Origin of the sequence: Streptomyces sp. MA5143a (assembly GCF_900290235.1) — a bacterium.
GTDB lineage: Bacteria > Actinomycetota > Actinomycetes > Streptomycetales > Streptomycetaceae > Streptomyces.
Genome location: NZ_OLMK01000077.1, coordinates 26,040 through 42,646 on the forward strand (window position 1 = coordinate 26,040; position 16,607 = coordinate 42,646).

At 68.8% G+C, this 16,607-nt stretch carries 10 protein-coding genes and 1 pseudogene; 5 read left to right on the plus strand and 6 right to left on the minus strand.

The window, feature by feature from the left end; all coding sequences use genetic code 11:
• Positions 1–26: 26 nt before the first annotated feature.
• From chvE to SMA5143A_RS30540, 5 genes and pseudogenes are all read left to right on the plus strand, one after another.
• Positions 27–1,139 (plus strand): multiple monosaccharide ABC transporter substrate-binding protein, encoded by a 1,113-nt coding sequence (gene chvE / locus SMA5143A_RS30520; protein WP_375136563.1) that lies wholly within the window; start codon positions 27–29, stop codon positions 1,137–1,139.
• Positions 1,140–1,177: 38 nt separating this feature from the next.
• Positions 1,178–2,728, plus strand: coding sequence for a multiple monosaccharide ABC transporter ATP-binding protein (mmsA, locus tag SMA5143A_RS30525; protein WP_107466001.1), 1,551 nt, complete (start codon positions 1,178–1,180; stop codon positions 2,726–2,728).
• Complete coding sequence (mmsB, locus tag SMA5143A_RS30530) at positions 2,725–3,969, plus strand: multiple monosaccharide ABC transporter permease (protein WP_107466002.1); 1,245 nt, start codon at positions 2,725–2,727, stop codon at positions 3,967–3,969. Before mmsA ends, mmsB begins: the two co-directional genes overlap by 4 nt.
• Positions 3,970–4,024: 55 nt before the next feature.
• Positions 4,025–5,080: pseudogene (locus SMA5143A_RS30535) on the plus strand (aldose epimerase family protein); the annotation flags it as partial.
• A gap of 165 nt (positions 5,081–5,245) precedes the next feature.
• Positions 5,246–6,964: a pyridoxal phosphate-dependent aminotransferase gene (locus SMA5143A_RS30540; protein WP_107466004.1), complete on the plus strand. Its 1,719-nt coding sequence runs from the start codon at positions 5,246–5,248 to the stop codon at positions 6,962–6,964.
• A 193-nt stretch (positions 6,965–7,157) separates the two neighbouring features.
• On the opposite strand, the gene SMA5143A_RS30545 is transcribed toward SMA5143A_RS30540, so the two are convergent.
• The 6 genes from SMA5143A_RS30545 to SMA5143A_RS30570 all read right to left on the minus strand — a co-directional run bounded on the left by SMA5143A_RS30545 (position 7,158) and on the right by SMA5143A_RS30570 (position 16,604).
• Positions 7,158–9,824, minus strand: a complete 2,667-nt coding sequence (locus tag SMA5143A_RS30545; RefSeq protein ID WP_107466005.1) for an NACHT domain-containing protein — start codon at positions 9,822–9,824, stop codon at positions 7,158–7,160.
• Positions 9,825–9,979: 155 nt separating this feature from the next.
• Entirely contained in the window at positions 9,980–10,612 is a 633-nt protein-coding gene (locus SMA5143A_RS44625; RefSeq protein ID WP_308812053.1) for an ATP-binding protein, read from the minus strand.
• A 237-nt stretch (positions 10,613–10,849) separates the two neighbouring features.
• Positions 10,850–12,118, minus strand: a complete 1,269-nt coding sequence (locus SMA5143A_RS30555; protein ID WP_258193822.1) for an ABC transporter substrate-binding protein — start codon at positions 12,116–12,118, stop codon at positions 10,850–10,852.
• Positions 12,119–12,398: 280 nt separating this feature from the next.
• Entirely contained in the window at positions 12,399–15,695 is a 3,297-nt protein-coding gene (locus SMA5143A_RS30560) for a serine protease (protein ID WP_181362070.1), read from the minus strand.
• Complete coding sequence (locus SMA5143A_RS30565; protein ID WP_107466008.1) at positions 15,692–16,030, minus strand: trypco2 family protein; 339 nt, start codon at positions 16,028–16,030, stop codon at positions 15,692–15,694. The genes SMA5143A_RS30560 and SMA5143A_RS30565 overlap by 4 nt, the downstream gene beginning before the upstream one ends.
• A gap of 115 nt (positions 16,031–16,145) precedes the next feature.
• Positions 16,146–16,604 carry an RrF2 family transcriptional regulator gene (locus SMA5143A_RS30570; RefSeq protein ID WP_055537546.1) on the minus strand — a complete coding sequence of 153 codons (459 nt, stop codon included), beginning with the start codon at positions 16,602–16,604 and terminating at the stop codon, positions 16,146–16,148.
• Positions 16,605–16,607: the final 3 nt, after the last annotated feature.

The following is a 16,607-nucleotide window of genomic DNA, read 5'->3' on the forward strand; positions in this document are numbered from 1 at the left end:
GCACCAAGACATCAAGGATGATGATCATGCGCACTCGTCGAGCCGCTCTCACCGCCATAGCCTCCGCCGCCTCCCTCGCCCTGACCCTGTCCGCCTGCGGTCAGAGCGGTGAGGGCGGCAGCAAGGAGGAGGGCGGCAGCACCAAGGGCGCCACCATCGGCATCGCGATGCCGACCAAGTCCTCCGAGCGGTGGATCGCCGACGGCAACAACGTCGTCTCCAACCTGGAGAAGATGGGCTACAAGACCAAGCTGGTCTACGGCGAGGACGACCCCGACCAGCAGGTCGGCCAGATCGAGAACCTGATCACCCAGGGTGTGAAGGCCCTCATCGTCGCCGCCATCGACAACAAGTCGATGAACAACGTGCTCCAGCAGGCCAAGGACGCGAACATCCCGGTCATCTCCTACGACCGTCTGATCCTCGGCACGCCCAACGTCGACTACTACGCCTCCTTCGACAACGAGAAGGTCGGCGAGCTCCAGGGCGGCTACATCGTCGACAAGCTCGGCCTGAAGGACGGCTCGAAGAAGGGCCCGTTCAACGTCGAGCTGTTCGCCGGCTCCAACGACGACAACAACACCCGCTACTTCTTCCAGGGCGCGATGAACGTCCTGCAGCCCTACATCGACAAGAAGCAGCTCGTCGTCAAGTCCGGCCAGACCAAGCTCACCCAGGTCACGACCCTGCGCTGGGACGGCGGCACCGCCCAGAAGCGCATGGACGACATCCTGACCTCGACGTACAAGAGCGACCGGGTCGACGCGGTCCTCTCCCCGTACGACGGCATCTCCATCGGCATCCTCTCGGCGCTGAAGTCGGACGACTACGGCTCCAAGAGCAAGCCGCTGCCGATCGTCACCGGCCAGGACGCCGAGGTCGCCTCGGTGAAGTCGATCATCGCCGACCAGCAGTCGATGACCGTCTACAAGGACACCCGCGAGCTGGCCAAGGTCGCCTCGAACATGGTCGACGCGCTGCTGAACAAGAAGAAGCCCGAGGTCAACGACACCAAGACCTACGACAACGGCGCCAAGGTCGTCCCGGCGTACCTGCTCGAGCCGGTCAGCGTGGACAAGGCCAACTACAAGGAGGCCGTCGTCGACTCCGGCTACATCAAGGAGAGCGACCTCAAGTAATCCGGCGGAACCCGAACCACTGATTGGAAGGCACGACCATGGCGGGACCCGTCCTGGAAATGCGCTCGATCGTCAAGACCTTTCCCGGCGTCAAAGCGCTGTCGGACGTCACCCTGACCGTCCAGCAGGGCGAGGTCCATGCCATCTGCGGTGAGAACGGCGCCGGCAAGTCGACCCTCATGAAGGTCCTCTCCGGCGTCCACCCGCACGGCAGCTACGAGGGGGACATCCTCTTCGAGGGCGAGACCTGCGAGTTCAAGGACATCAGGGCCAGCGAGCAGCACGGCATCGTGATCATCCACCAGGAGCTGGCCCTGGTGCCCTACCTCTCCATCGCGGAGAACATCTTCCTCGGCAACGAGCACGCCACGCGCGGGTTCATCAGCTGGACCGAGACGCTGAGGCACGCGACCGAGCTGCTGCGCCGCGTCGGCCTCGACGAGCACCCGGACACCCGGGTCGCCGACATCGGGGTGGGCAAGCAGCAGCTCGTCGAGATCGCCAAGGCGCTGTCGAAGAAGGTGAAGCTGCTCATCTTGGATGAGCCGACCGCCGCCCTGAACGACGAGGACAGCGACAAGCTCCTGGATCTGATCCTGGAGCTGAAGAAGCAGGGCATCACCTCGATCATCATCTCGCACAAGCTGAACGAGATCCGCAAGGTCGCGGACTCGGTGACGATCATCCGCGACGGGCAGACCATCGAGACCCTCGATGTGAAGTCCCCGGAGACCACCGAGGACCGGATCATCAGCGGGATGGTCGGCCGGGACCTGGAGCACCGCTTCCCGGAGCGCACGCCGCACGAGCCCGAGGAGGGCGCGGCCCCCGCGCTGGAGATCCGCAACTGGACCGTCCACCACCCGATCGACCAGCAGCGCAAGGTGGTCGACGACGTGTCGCTCCAGGTGCGGCGCGGCGAGATCGTCGGTATCGCCGGGCTCATGGGCGCCGGCCGCACCGAACTCGCGATGAGCGTCTTCGGACGGACGTACGGCCGGTATGCGGGTGGCACGGTCCTCAAGGACGGCCGGGAGATCCGGACGAAGACCGTCCCCGAGGCGGTGAAGAACGGCATCGCCTACGTCACCGAGGACCGCAAGCACTACGGTCTCAACCTCATCGACACCATCAACCGGAACATCTCGCTCAGCGCGCTGGGCAAGGTCGCCAAGGGCGGTGTGGTCGACGAGCACGGGGAGCGGCAGGTCGCCGAGGGCTTCCGCAAGTCCATGAACATCAAGGCGCCGACCGTCTTCGAGCCGGTGGGCAAGCTGTCCGGCGGCAACCAGCAGAAGGTCGTCCTCAGCAAGTGGATCTTCGCCGGGCCGGATGTGCTGATCCTTGACGAGCCGACGCGCGGTATCGACGTCGGCGCCAAGTACGAGATCTACACGGTCATCGACAAACTGGCCGCCGAGGGCAAAGCGGTCGTCTTCATCTCCTCCGAGCTGCCGGAACTGCTCGGGATGTGCGACCGCATCTACACCATGGCCGCGGGGCGGCTGACAGGTGAGTTCCCGCGTGCGGAGGCCACGCAGGAGTCGCTGATGCGTCAGATGACTAAGGACAAAGAGGTAACCCGATGAGCACGGAAGTGACCGCCAAGAGCCCGGCCCCCGCGCCGCCCGGCAAGACCGGGGCGGCGGCGGGCGGGGGTCTGCTCCAGCTGATGCTGGACGGCATGCGCCGCAACATGCGCCAGTACGGCATGCTGATCGCCCTCGGCCTGATCGTGGCGCTGTTCGCGGTGTGGACCGACGGCGACCTGCTGCTGCCGCGCAACGTCTCGAACCTGGTGCTGCAGAACAGCTACATCCTGATCCTCGCGATCGGCATGATGCTGGTCATCATCTCCGGGCACATCGATCTCTCCGTGGGTTCGCTGACCGCGTTCATCGGGTCGATCGCCGCGGTGTTCATGGTCAACAACGACATACCGTGGCCGCTGGCCGTGGTGCTCTGTCTGGCCGTGGGCGCCGTCGCGGGTGCCGCGCAAGGGTTCTTCATCGCGTATCTCGGGATACCGTCGTTCATCGTGACCCTGGCGGGCATGCTCGTCTTCCGCGGTCTCACCGAGATCTTCCTGGAGGGCCAGACCCTCGGCCCGTTCCCCGAGGGCCTGCAGAAGGTCGCCAACGGCTTCCTCCCGGAGGTCGGCCCGCAGACCAACTACCACAACCTGACGCTGCTGATGGGCTTCGCCGTCATCGCGTTCGTGGTGATCCAGGAGTTCCGCGACCGGCGCCGGCAGCAGGAGTTCGCGCTCGACGTGCCGCCGATGAACCTGTTCGTCCTCAAGCTCGTCGCGATCTCCGCCGCCCTGCTCGTCGTCACCATGCTGCTCGCCAGCTACAAGGGCGCCCCGATCGTGCTGCTGATCCTCGGCGCGCTGGTCGTCGGCTTCGGCTACGTGATGCGCAACGCGATCATCGGCCGCCACATCTACGCCATCGGCGGCAACCTGCCGGCGGCGAAGCTGTCCGGTGTGAAGGACAAGAAGGTCGTCTTCCTGATCTTCCTCAACATGGGCATGCTGGCGGCCCTCGCGGGTCTGGTCTTCGCCGCCCGCTTCAACGCCGCCTCACCGAAGGCGGGCCTCAACTTCGAGCTGGAGGCGATCGCGGCGTCGTTCATCGGCGGCGCGTCGATGAGCGGCGGTGTCGGCACCGTCCTCGGCGCGATCATCGGTGGTGTCGTCCTCGGTGTGCTCAACAACGGCATGAACCTGGTCGGCATCGGCACCGACTGGCAGCAGGTCATCAAGGGCCTGGTGCTGCTGGCGGCGGTCGGCTTCGACGTGTGGAACAAGCGAAAGGGCGGTTCCTGACGGAACCCGCAAGGGGGCCTCGCCTGCGGGCGGGGCCCCCTTTTCCCGTGAGAGGAGCAAACCGGTGAAGGAAGTCTTCGGCAAGCTCGCCGACGGCACCGAGATCCACCGCTGGTCGCTGGAGAACGGCGGCACACGGCTGCGGGTCCTGTCGTACGGCGGGATCGTGCAGTCCCTGGAGGTCCCGGACCGCGAGGGCCGGTACGCGAACATCTCCCTCGGCTTCGACTCCGTCGAGGAGTACGTCGCCGACTCCCCCTACTTCGGCGCCCTGATCGGCCGGTACGGCAACCGCGTCGGCGGGGGCCGGTTCACCCTCGACGACACGGCGTACGAGCTGTCCGTGAACGACGGCGGAAACAGCCTGCACGGCGGTGCCGGCGGCTTCGACAAGACGGTGTGGGACGTCGAACCGTTCGTTCAGGACTCGAACGTGGGTCTGCGTCTCACCCGCACCAGCCCCGACGGCGAGATGGGCTACCCCGGCACCCTGCGGACCGCGGTCACCTACACCCTCACCGAGGAGGGCGACTGGCGCGTCGACTACGAGGCCACCACCGACCGGCCGACCGTCGTCAACCTCACCAGCCACGTCTACTGGAACCTCGCGGGCGAGGGCAGCGGCTCCGCCCACGACCACGAGCTGGAGATCGCCGCCTCCCGCTACACGCCCGTCGACGCCGGACTCATCCCCACCGGTGAACCGGCCGAGGTGGCGGGCACACCGTTCGACTTCCGCCGGGCCAAGCCGATCGGCGCGGACGTCCGCACGCGTGACCAGCAGCTTCTGTACGCCAAGGGGTTCGACCACAACTGGGTGCTCGACAAGGGGCGGACGGATCTCCCGGAGCGGGCCGCGACCCTGCGCGACCCGTCCTCGGGCCGCACCCTGACGATCTCCACGACCGAGCCGGGGCTCCAGTTCTACTCGGGGAACTTCCTCGACGGCACGCTCGCCGGACCGTCGGGGCGGATCTACCGCCAGGGGGACGCCGTGTGCCTGGAGACCCAGCACTTCCCGGACTCGCCGAACAAGCCGTCGTACCCGTCGACGGTGCTCCGGCCGGGGCAGACATACCGCTCGACGACGGTCCACTCGTTCGGAGCCTGAACACGGCAGTGCACAGGTTCTTCACAAGTTCCTGCCAACTTCCCAGTGGTTGAACAGCGTCACCGCCTTCTCCGTATGTAGGGGCGGCCCGTGCTCCCCCGCACGGGCCGCCCTTAGTCGTCGGACCCGGTTCGTCCTCACGGGTCCGCCCCCTACGGAGGTTCCATGGCCGACAACGTCACCTCGTTGTTCCGCAGCACGACGGCGCACAGCCCCTCGATGGCGGCGCTGACGCGTGAGGGCGGCGACGGGGTCGGCCCGGTGGACTTCTGCATACCGTGCAACCCGTACTTCCCCACTCCGGCCATGTTCGACGAGTTGGCGAGCAGGCTGAAGGACATCATCACGTACTACCCGAGCAGTGCCGACACCATCACCGCGGAGCTGTGCAACCTGCTGCAACTGCCGCCGCAGTGCGTGGCGATGGGCAACGGCTCGACCGAACTCATCACCTGGATCGACCATCTGCTGGTCCGGGAGTCCCTCGCCGTCCCCGTCCCCACCTTCGGCCGCTGGACCGACCAGCCGATGGAGACCGGCAAGCGCGTCGACATGTTCCCGTTGCAGGAGTCCAGCGGTTTCGCCCTGGACCTCGCCCAGTACGCCGAGTTCATCCGGGCGCGCGGCACGCGGGTCGCCGTCATCTGCAACCCGAACAACCCCGACGGCGGCTTCCTGCACCGGCACGCGCTGGTGCAGTTCATGGACGCGATGGCCGACCTGGACCTGATCGTCATCGACGAGTCGTTCCTGGAGTTCGCCGACGCCGAGTCCGAGCCGAGCACGGTTCAGGACGCGGTGATGCGGCCCAACGTCGTCGTGCTGCGTTCGCTCGGCAAGAACTTCGGGCTGCACGGCATCCGTTTCGGCTATCTGGTCGCCAACCCGGCGCTCGCCGGGAAGATCCGCTCGATGCTGCCGAAGTGGAACCTCAACTCCTTCGCGGAGCACGTGGTGTTCATGCTGAAGAACCACGGCCCCGAGTACATGGAGAGCCTGCACCAGGTGCGGCGCGACCGCCTGGACATGGCCCGTCAGCTCTCCGCCCTCCCCGGTCTGACGGTGTATCCGTCGCAGGGGAACTTCCTCTTCGTGCGCCTGCCCGTGGGCGCCGAGGGCACCGTGGTCCGCGACCGGCTGCTCACCGAGCACCGGATCCTGGTCCGCGAGTGCGGCAACAAGGTCGGCTCGTCCAGTCGCTTCCTGCGACTCGTGGTCCGGCCCCAGGTGGACGTGCGTCGCCTGGTGTCCGGCCTGGAGTCGGTTCTCTACGGGTCCAGGAGGGGAGCCGCCGTACCCGAGCTGGGCACCGGGACCAGCTACAGCTCGGGTACGGCGGCCGTGGACCGGCTGATGAGCGAGACCAACGGCGCCGGTATGGCGGGGCTCGCCGCGCAGGCCACCGGCCCGGTCGGCATGCCGGGCATGAACCCGGCCCCGGCCCCCATGCCCACCCCGGCTGCCGCCCAGATGCCCACCCCGGTCGCCGCCCAGATGCCCACCCCGGTCGCCGCCCAGATACCGACCCCGGCACCCGCTCCGGCGCCGACGCCCATGCCGGCCCCGATGCCGGCGCCCGTTCCGGCGGCCCCCGCCCCCATGCCGCAGGGGCCGTCGATCCCCTCCATGCCGAACGTGGCCTCCATGCCGGGCATGCCGGGCATGCCGGGCATCCCCGGTATGACGCCCGCGCCCGCCACCGGGCTGGAGCCGGTCGCCCAGACCGGGATGCCCGGCATGGCCACCGCGGCCGCCAACCGTCGCGCGATGGGCGCCGCCCAGGGGCTCACCGCCGCCCAGGTGCGCGGCCGTACGGCCCCCGAGGAGCAGCCGGAGCCGCTGGGCTGGCCGGCGGCGGGGGCGGTGTACAACCAGGTGGGCTGACCGTTCCTGAATGCTGAGCGGTAGTGGGTCCTGTTGCCAGGACTCATGCTCAGCCGGACGCCCCGAGCGGTGTGGGGCGGGGTCCCTCACGCCCCGGGACACCTGGCGGGGCCTGGACGGTCGTACGACCGCGCGCGGACAGGCGATCCCGACGACCGACAACTTTCGGCGGCCGTGCGGACGTCGGCTCCGGTCAGTTGACGAAGGTGAGGCGGAAGCGGGGGTGGGGCGCTCCGCCCTCCACCGTCCTCTGGCGCGGGTCGAGGCCCAGGGTCCGAAGGCGTGGATGGACGGTCAGCGAGGACAGGTCGACGGGGTCGGGGCTGTGGTCGAGCAGCAGGGTGTGCAGGTCGGGGAAGGCGGCGAGCCATGCCCAGTCGGGCGCCTGGTCGGCGCGCAGCCACAGGCAGGTGAGGGGCCGGCCGACGAGGCCGTGCACCAACTCCTCGGGAGAGAGGTCCCCGCCGACACGCAGCCGGGAGTGTCCGCCGAGGCGGCCGATCGCCGCCAGTTCGGCCGGGGTGACGATCTCGACGTAGAGGTCGTCCCCGACGAGGCGGGCGATGACCTCGCTGGCGTACGCGTCGGTGTCGAAGCGGTGCCAGGCCTGGGCGACATGACTGCGTACCGTCGGATCGGGGTGTTCCGCGTACCGGGCGAGGACGGGGATCGCCGCGTCGCCCCCGATCAGCGTCGCCGTCAGCACGGTGAGGACCGCCGTCTCGGGCTCCTGGTTCTCCGGACCGGGGAGCAGTTCGAGGACCACCGGGCCCACCTGGGCGAGGTCGTGGGCCTCGGCACTGCTTCTCGGCGGGATGAGCCGGGCGGCCCGCTCCTCCACCCGGGCCCGCACCGACGGTTCCAGCTCGGTGGCGTGTTCGAGCGACACCATGGCGAGCAGGTGCAGAAGAGTACGGCGCCGGGGTGCGGCGACATCGCCGCGGGCGATGAGTTCGCTGAGCAGCACCGCGCGTTCCTTGGGGCGGGCGTGCGCGATGGCCATGCGGATGACGTCCTCCCACTGGCTGTCCGTCGCCCGGAGGACCAGCAGCGACAGATCCCCCTCCTCCACGGCCGCCCGGGCGCCCAGGTAGTCCTGGAAGGTGCGGTGGATGAAGTCGATCGTGCCGGGCACCGGTTCACGCAGCACGCCGCTGCGCAGCAGCAGATGCCGGAAGATCTGCTCGGCGGTGCCCTGGCTCGCGGCGGCGGACACCGACGGCAGCGTATGACGGATGATCATGTGCGCCTGGGCGATGTCGATCTCCGACTTGCCGTTGAGCAGGAACTTGTAGGCAAGTTTCTGGAGGAGCTGTGTCTTGGGCTCCTCGGTGAGGTCGATGCTGTCGGTGAGGCCCATGTTCCGTTCGATGTCCCGGCGGGACAGCAGCATCGACAGCGCGGCGTCGTACAGGTCCTTGCGGGCACGGGGCAGGAAGCCGCGGCGGTCCCGGTGGAGGGCGCAGATCAGTCCGCACATCAAGGGGTTGGTGGCCAGCCGGGAGAGATCACCTTTGGTGCGCACCGCCTCCATCAGCGACTGCTCGTAGCTGTCCAGGAGTTCCCAGTCGGAGGTGTCGGTGGCCCGGGCCGCCGAGTGCCAGCGCCGGATGAAGTGGTTGACGTCGGCCGTGCTCATGGGGGCCAGCGCCCCCTCGGTGAAGCCCTGGCCGTCCAGCCAGTGTTCCCGGACCGCCGAGGGACGGGAGGTGATGAGCCACAGGTTTCCCGGATAGGCGGCGATGAGGTCACGCAGCCACACCTTCGCCTTCTCCCGGACGGAGGACGGCACTTCGTCCATCCCGTCGATGAGGAGCAGGCCGCGTCCGGCCTCCAGCACACGGTCGGCCCAGCCGTGCGGCTGCGCGTCGGCCAGCGGGTTACGAGCGGCCGTCAGAAAGCGGCCGGGAGTGGGCAGGTCGTGCCACGAGTGCGTCAGGGTCCTCAGGGCGAGGACGAACGGGACACGGCCGGTCAGTGACGCCAGGTGCCCCTGTCCCGCCGTGGAGCCCTGGCGGGCGGCGGTCACCGCCAGCCACTGCACGAGTGTGGTCTTCCCGGATCCGGCGACCCCTCTCAGCAGGACCCGGTCGCGTCCCTCCAGCACGTGGTCGGCCCGGATCGGAAGCTGCCGGGTGCGCTCGCCGACACCCAGTTCCAGGCTGAGGTAGGCCGTGTCCAGGGGCCACTCCGCGGGCGAGTGGGTGAAGTCGATGCCGTAGATGGTGAGCGTGCCGTACTTCTCGATGACGTAGGCGGCGTAGCGCGCCTCGAAGGCGGCGTCCTCGCCGATCGGCGAGGGAGTCCGTTCGAGGAGGAGGTCGATCCGGTTGACCGCGTCGTCGAGTTGGGTGCTCTGGTCGACCAGGGTGCGGGCCACGAAGGTCGACCGCTGGGTGAAGAAGTGCAGGATGTGCAGGCAGGCGACGTCCACCAGGGTGTCGTGCAGCCGTGCCGCGTCGTCGGACAGGTCGAAGGTCACCCGGGGATCCGCGTCGCGCAGCCGCCGGGCGAGCGCCCGGTGACCGAGCCGCACCGCCTGGACGTCGTCCATGTCCAGGTCGCCCAGGGCCCGTAACGTGCGCGCCAGCGCCGTGGCGAGGGCCTCCTCCTCGTCGAACGCCACCGGCCGCTCGACCGGCCCCGCGGATCCGACGGCGCGTGCCACGAGTTCCGCGGCGACCTTCCGCAGCTCCCGCTCCCCCAGAACGCGCTTCTCGCCCCGGAACGACACGAGCCCCGATACCTTCACGGGCTCCGGGACGAGTCCCGCTCCCGCCCCCTCATGGACGAAGAGCTTCCTGACCAAAGGCCCGATCACACTCGACGCCAGACGGGCTCCGACGGCGGCAGCGTCCACATGTCCCCCTTCCCCGGCGCGACGGCCGCGGCGACTCGGATGGCTACCCCATCGTGCTGCCCCTGTGGCGTACGGGCTACGCCGGTGCGATACCGGCGGAAGGGCCGGAGGGATGGGGTGCCGGGGGGATGCCGGGGACGGGGCGTCGGGTGTTCTCAGGTGAGTCGGAGGGCCAGGGTGACCTCGGCGCCTGATCCTGTGGTGTCGGTGGTGACCGTCAGGCGGTCGGTGACCAGGTGGGCGAGCCAGAGGCCGCGGCCCGGGCAGCCTTCGGTGAGGCCGGGGAGGAGTTCGGGGATGGTGGGGACGAAGCCGGGGCCGTCGTCGGTGATCCGGCACTCCAGTTCGTCCGGGAGCCGGCGCAGCTCCAGCCGGCCGCGGCCGCCGGCGTGCTCCACCGCGTTGGCGGCGATCTCGCTGACGGCGAGGGTGAACTCGCCGAGCCGTACGCCCCCGAGGCCCGCGGCGGCCGCCGCGTCCTCGACCTGGGCCCGTACCAGGGCCAGGTTCTCGCCGGTGAAGTGCCGTGTCAGCAGGAGTGTGCCGCGGCGGTCCGGAGCGCCGCCGGCAGGGGTGCCCACCTGTGTACCGGCAGGGGTGCCGACCTGTGTGCCGGCAGGGGCGCCGACCTGTGTGCCCGCGGGAGCACCGAGGACGCTGCCGCTCGGGCCGCCGGTGTCGCCGGTTCCGCCGTCTGTCTCCCCGCCCGGCATCGCAGCCGCCTCCTCTCGATGGGGGTCGAAGTGCCCGGGCACGGGGCGCTGGGCGTCAAAGGCGATCTGCCGCACGCCGCCCACGCTAGCCGTGCTCGCCCGATGAGTACCCAGGAGATCGAGAGGGCATTGTGCCTGGTCGGAACCGTACGAATTCGACCGAACCGCGATCACTTCCGCTCGACCTCGGCTGATCGGTTGCCGTCCGCCGATCGGGGCGGTGCGGCTCCGGCTCCGCCGAACACGACGGCACCGGCCCCCTCCCGCAGGGCGCGGCAGGGGGCCGGTGAAAGGGGGCGCCGCCTCAGTCGCTCATTCGGCCGTCTTCGCGACCGTCGCTATCGACTCCAGGACCGTCCGCGGATCGCCGTTCGCCTTCACCGCCCCGCCGATCTGCTTACGGATGGCGGCGGCCACCTGGGACCAGTTGGTCTCGGCGACGGGGTAGAGCCGCAGGTTCTGGAGGGTGTCCAGGCCGCTCCACAGCGCCTTGTGGCGCTTGTCGGCGCGCATCGCGTCGGCGGCGGTCGTGGTGACGGGCAGCAGCTCGTACTCGGCGGCCTGTTCGATCACGTACTTGTCGCTGTAGAGGAAGTCGAGGAACTGCCCCATCGCCTCGCGATGGTCGTCGTTCTTGAAGGCGACGATCCAGTCCGCGGTGCCCATGGCCGGTGTGGCCCGGCCGTCGCGGCTCGGCAGCGGGACCGACCCGTAGGGCACGGAGTCGGAGGAGTCCTCGATCTGGCGGATCAGCGACAGCGGGCCGTTGACCATGGCCGCGTCACCGCGCAGGAAGGTCTGCACGGCGTCGTCGCGGTTGAGCTGACCGGGCGGGATCGGGCCGGCGAGGCCCTCTCCGACCAGCTTGTCCCGCAGCCAGGTCAGCGTCCGCACATTGGCCGGGGACGCGAGGGCGTAGCTGTTGGAGTCGTTGGTGTAACCGCCGTCGCCGGCCAGCAGCCACATCAGCGTCTCGGCCTCCGCCTCCTCCGGGCCGAGCGGCACGGCGATCGGGGACTCCACGCCCTGGGCCTTCAGCTTCCGCGCCGCCGTGAGGAGGCCGTCCCAGCTCTTGGGGGGCTGCAGACCCGCCGCGGCGAACAGGTCCTTGTTGTAGTAGAGCAGCCGGGTGCTCGCGGTGAACGGCAGCCCGTACTGCACCCGGTCCAGCTCTCCGGCGTCGGCGAGGCTCGACACGAAGGACGCCTGGACCGGCACCGACAGCACCTCGTCGGCGCTGTAGAGGAGGCCCTGGGCGGCGTACTGCGAGTAGCCGTCGGCCTGCACGATGTCGGGCGTCTCGCCCCGCTCGACCAGCTCGGCGACCTTCTCGTCGACCTCGTCCGGGGCGTACACCTCGACGTTCACGTCGATGTCGGGGTGCTCGGCGTTGAAGGCGAGGACGACCCGGTCCCAGTAACCCTCGGAGTTCTTGTGGACGTTGTCGCCGTAGTTGGTGGCGACGACGGTCAGGGAGACCCGGCCGGACTCGGCGTCCGCGTCCCCGCCGCAGCCGGACAGCCCCGCCGCGAGCGTCAGCGCGGCCGTGGCCGCCACGATCATCCGGGCCTTGTGGCGCACGGTTTCCCCACTTCCAGCTGCCGGCACTTCTCCCAGGTCGAGCACGCCGGGCACGTCCCGTCGCCCGTCGGCGCCGCCCGCGCCCGGCCGATGCCGCCGGCCGGACCCGGGACGCGTCTGTACGTATATACGGATCTCGCCCGTACGTGCTCACGTTCGGGCTTGATCGTATGGTGCGTGCCCGCGTCGCACGGGCCGGGGGCGTTGCGTTTTGATTCCAACGCTGTGACACGCGGGGGCATCCCGCGGGCGCCCTGCCAGCCCGTCCTGCGGGATGCCGTTACTTGGGGAGCAGGATGTACCCACGATGGAGCCGGTCTCCGAAAGCTTCTCCTCCGACTATGGGCGTACCTTCCCAGATCTGGCCCGTCAGTGTGAGACGCAAGCCGGGAAGGCTTTGCAGGGCGGTCAGATCCACTGGGTCCGTCGTCTCCACCGAGGGCCGTAGATGCAATGTCAGCCCTTCGAGCTGAGGAAAGACTCGGCACAGCGAGGCCGTGCCGCTGCTGTCGACGACGCCGTACAGCTCGAGTCGCCGAACATGCGGCAGCGGTTCGGAAGCAGCCAACTCGTGCAGTGATCGGACGTTCAGGCCCACAGAACTTATCCGGGGTACCCCGGAGACGGCGCAGAGAATCTCGGACACTCCCTGACCAGAGCCTCCGAGCACCTTCAGGCCCTCAAGGCTGGCCCAGTCGTCCAGACGCGCCAACCAGTCTTCGTGCGGGGAGTCCACCGTCAGCTCGCGGACCCCCGGATGTGGCTCGAAGACCGTCCAGCCACCGCTTGGCGTACCCGTGAGACCGAGGGCCCGCAGTGTGGGCAGAGCTCCCGCCTCCCTGAACTCCTCGACGGACAGCCCATTCACATTCAAGGAAAGCTCTTCCAGGCTGAGCTCCCGCAGAGCGGAAAAATCTGTCACTCGCGGGCAGGACTGGAGGGCCAAGTTCTTCAGGTCGCTGCGTTGTCGCAGGAAATGCAGATGCGTGACCACGTGGTTGGCGAACAACAGGATCTCCTTGAGACCTGCTGTCGGGAGGTGCGCGTCCAGTTCTTCCGCCGTGTAGGAGCCTGCGAGGGTGATGTTGGTGATCGATGCGAAGCGACGCAAATGGGGTAGCTGCCACCTTCCTTCGACCGTCAGAGCGTGTACACGGATACCGGACAGTACTTCGCGGGCGTACTCGTCGGTGGGGTGCCGGCTCCAGCCGTCCACGATGTAGGAGCGGATGGACTCCGATGGATGGACCGCGAATCCCTTGAGCGCCTGACGGGCCTTCGCACTGCGAATGCGCGTAAGGGCGGCCACAGTGATGTGGGCTTCGCCGAAGTCAGGCACAACCTCAGGGTCCGGTAGCAGGTCGACGGCCCAGTCGCCGAGTCCCGCCAGTTCGTCGGCTTCCCGCCAGCTTTTCAGCGGCATCAACGCGCCGACCCGCTCGCGCACCCTTTCCATCAGCGCCGCGTCCAGGGACAACAGACTGGTCGCGCACCGGGCCGCCAGAAGGTGGAAGTACCACCGCTGCCCCCGTTCTTGCGCGGCGTCCCCGGAATCGACAAGTCTCTCGACGATGTGATGGGCGTCCTTGCGCGTCGCGTGCCCGACTGCCAGCACGATCACGTCTCGCCAGGCCTCGTCGGCCGCGTGCCGCAGAAGTTCCAAGACGTAACCGCTCTCGTGGAACTCCTTCGCCGCCAGGAAGTCCTGGAACGTGCGGTGGATGAACTGGATCGCGTCATTCGAGCGCTCCTGCAGCAGCCCACTGCGGTCCAGGAGGAAGCGCAGGACGTCATCGGGCTTCGACTGCTCTCGTATGTGCGTCATGTCCCGCAGCGCCTGGCCGAGTTGCTGAGCAGCCATACCGTGGGTCATCTGCTGTTGTCCGGTACGCACGAGCCAGACGGCGAGCCGCTGCAACAAGGCGTGCTGCTCGTCGGAGTCGAGAGGCACCCGTTCGGAGTGGCGGACACCACGGCCGGCATCACGGCCTCCGAGCAGCATCGACAGGGCAGCCCGGTAGAGCGACCAGCGTGTCGTGGGCAGCAGTCCGCGGCGACGACGGTGAAGGGCACAGATCACCGCGCACAGCAGTGGGGTTCGCGCCAGGTCACGGATCGCGGCGTTCTGGCCGAGCTGGTGGATCAGTTCCTGTTCAAGGGTGGTGAGGAGGTGCCGCTCGTCACCGCCTCGTCCGGTGTCGTACAGATGCTCGCACTCGAGGCGGGCGGCGTCGTGCCATGCACCGACGAACGCACGGATGTCGTCATCGGTCATGGGCAGCAGCGTCAGTTCCGCGAACCCGTCCTTTGCCAGCCAGCCCTTCTCGACGGCGTTGGGACGAACCGTCGCCAGGCACCGGGTACGCGGATAGCGGTCGAGGAGCGCGGTGAGCCACCGGCGGGCCTCCTCCCGCTCACGTTCGGGGACCTCGTCGAGACCATCCACCAGGAGCAGCCCCCGGCCGGCTTCCAGCACCCGCCGAGCCCACCCCTCAGGGGCGTCGTCCGTCATGATCCGTCCGGCGGACAACAGCTCCGAGACCCTGGGGAAGTGTCCGCCGCGAGCGTGCACCTCGCGCATGGGGATCACGAACGGGACCAGGCCATTGAGGGCTGCGAGGTCTGCCCCCAGGCTGCCGTTCGCCGCGTGCGCCGCGAGCCACCAGACCAGCGTGGTCTTCCCGGCGCCGGCCTCGCCACGCAGAAGGGCACGCGGCCGTTCGCTCAGCAGGGAGTCGATGCGCTGGTGCGACGAGCCGGGGCCGCCCTGCTGCCGGGTCGCACGGGCGGCCTCCGCCTGCAGGCTGAGATAGGCGGTGTCGAGATCCCAGCGGGACTCGCTTCTACCGAGTTCGTCGATGCCGAAGATCTCGGTCCTGCGGTACTGGGAACTCAGGTCAGCCGCGTAGCGTGCCTCGAAATGCTCGTCCTGAGGGTGAACGTCGGTGATCTCTTCCCATGGTCCGAAGTTCAGCCCCATGGCGTTCATCGCGGCCTCGACCGCGACTGCCTCGATCCGCCAGTGGTCGCGCCCGCGCGGCACTTGGATCACCACACCGAGCAGCACGGATCCGGCGAACACCGCCGCGCCGGAGAGCCCTTGCAACGGTGAGTTCCTGTGCTCCCGGTCCTTGGCCCCAGGCGCGTCGAGTTCACATACGAGGACGCTCCGCATCCGCCCGGCCATCGGCAGGATGCTCACGCGGTACTGGTCGTACTCCAAATCCTCACCACGCACGCCGTACCTCTGGTTCTGCGGGAAGCCGACGATCTGGCAGTGCGGTAGCGGAGCGTCGGTGGCGACCACGCCGAGCCTGGGGCTGCCCAGCGGGGCTGCGCGCTCGGCGCTGATCACATCCGACTCCGCGACCAGCAAGGCGACGTCGAAGGTCTCGTCCGCGCAGACGACCCGGCACTTCACCGGCACCGCACAAGACGGATGGATCACCTCGAGGTCACCCTCACCGGCCACGACATGCCGTGCGGTCAGTACGCTCCGTCGGCCGAGCAGCACTCCGCTTCCCTGCCCCCGCCCGAGCACCGCCACCACGCGGTCCAGGGCGCCGCCCCCGATCACTGCTCGCCGCCGCTCCTCCCGAAGCGGGCCACACTCCCCCGGCTCTGGTTTCGTACGCGCCACGGCTCACCGGTACTGGAGTCAAGCGCTTTCAGCGTCACGGCGACCCGATGGGTGCGCGTGCTGTCACCCCCACCGTCGACACCCGCCTCGACCACCCATGCCTTCACCTTGAGACCACCCTTGATCTCCTTGTGCAGCTCGACGCTGAACTCCAGCTCGATGTCCCCCACTTCGAAGATCACGTCTTGACCGGAGGAGCGTGCCGCCGCAGTGATCAGTTCGTCCCGTACCGCCTGCACGGCGTCGGCCAGCTCGATCCGGTTCTCGGTCACGTCTCCCCCTCAGCGCCTACGGTGTTTCAACGCTAGAGAGAACCTGCGGCTGTTGTCAGCACTTCACCCCGAAAGCGGCTTCTCAGAAGCCGGACCGGCCCGTAGTCCCGTGGGGCTACGGGTTCTCCCAGGCCGCCGGTTCCGCCGCCAGGCGCCGGACCGGTTCGGGCAGCGCGCCGGCCGCGATGTCGGCGACGGTGACGCCTTCCAGGATGCGGCGCACGTTGGCGCGCAGCGCGATCCACAGGGGCAGCAGCGGCTCGGCGGAGCCGGTGTAGGTGAGGCCGGTGGGCCGCTCGCCCCGTACGGACACGATCGGTCCGTCCACCGCGCGGATGATGTCGGCGACGGTGATCGCGGCGGGGTCCCGGGCCAGCCGGTACCCGCCGCTGCCGCCGCGGCGGCTCGTCACGAGGCCGCCGCGCCTCAGGTCCCCGAGGATGCCCTCCAGGAACTTGTGGGGGATCTCCTGCACGGTCGCGATGACCTCGGACTTCACCGGGTCGTCGTCCTGCCGTACGGCGAGCTCCAGTACCGCGCGTACGGCGTAGTCCGCCCGTGCAGAGATCCTCATGGG

What these genes read in the sequence shown, in the direction of transcription:
- SMA5143A_RS30570 (WP_055537546.1), bottom strand. Translation starts at nt 16,604, where the DNA reads ATGAGGATCTCTGCACGGGCGGACTACGCCGTACGCGCGGTACTGGAG.
- mmsA (WP_107466001.1), top strand. Translation starts at nt 1,178, where the DNA reads ATGGCGGGACCCGTCCTGGAAATGCGCTCGATCGTCAAGACCTTTCCC.
- mmsB (WP_107466002.1), top strand. Translation starts at nt 2,725, where the DNA reads ATGAGCACGGAAGTGACCGCCAAGAGCCCGGCCCCCGCGCCGCCCGGC.
- SMA5143A_RS30540 (WP_107466004.1), top strand. Translation starts at nt 5,246, where the DNA reads ATGGCCGACAACGTCACCTCGTTGTTCCGCAGCACGACGGCGCACAGC.
- chvE (WP_375136563.1), top strand. Translation starts at nt 27, where the DNA reads ATGCGCACTCGTCGAGCCGCTCTCACCGCCATAGCCTCCGCCGCCTCC.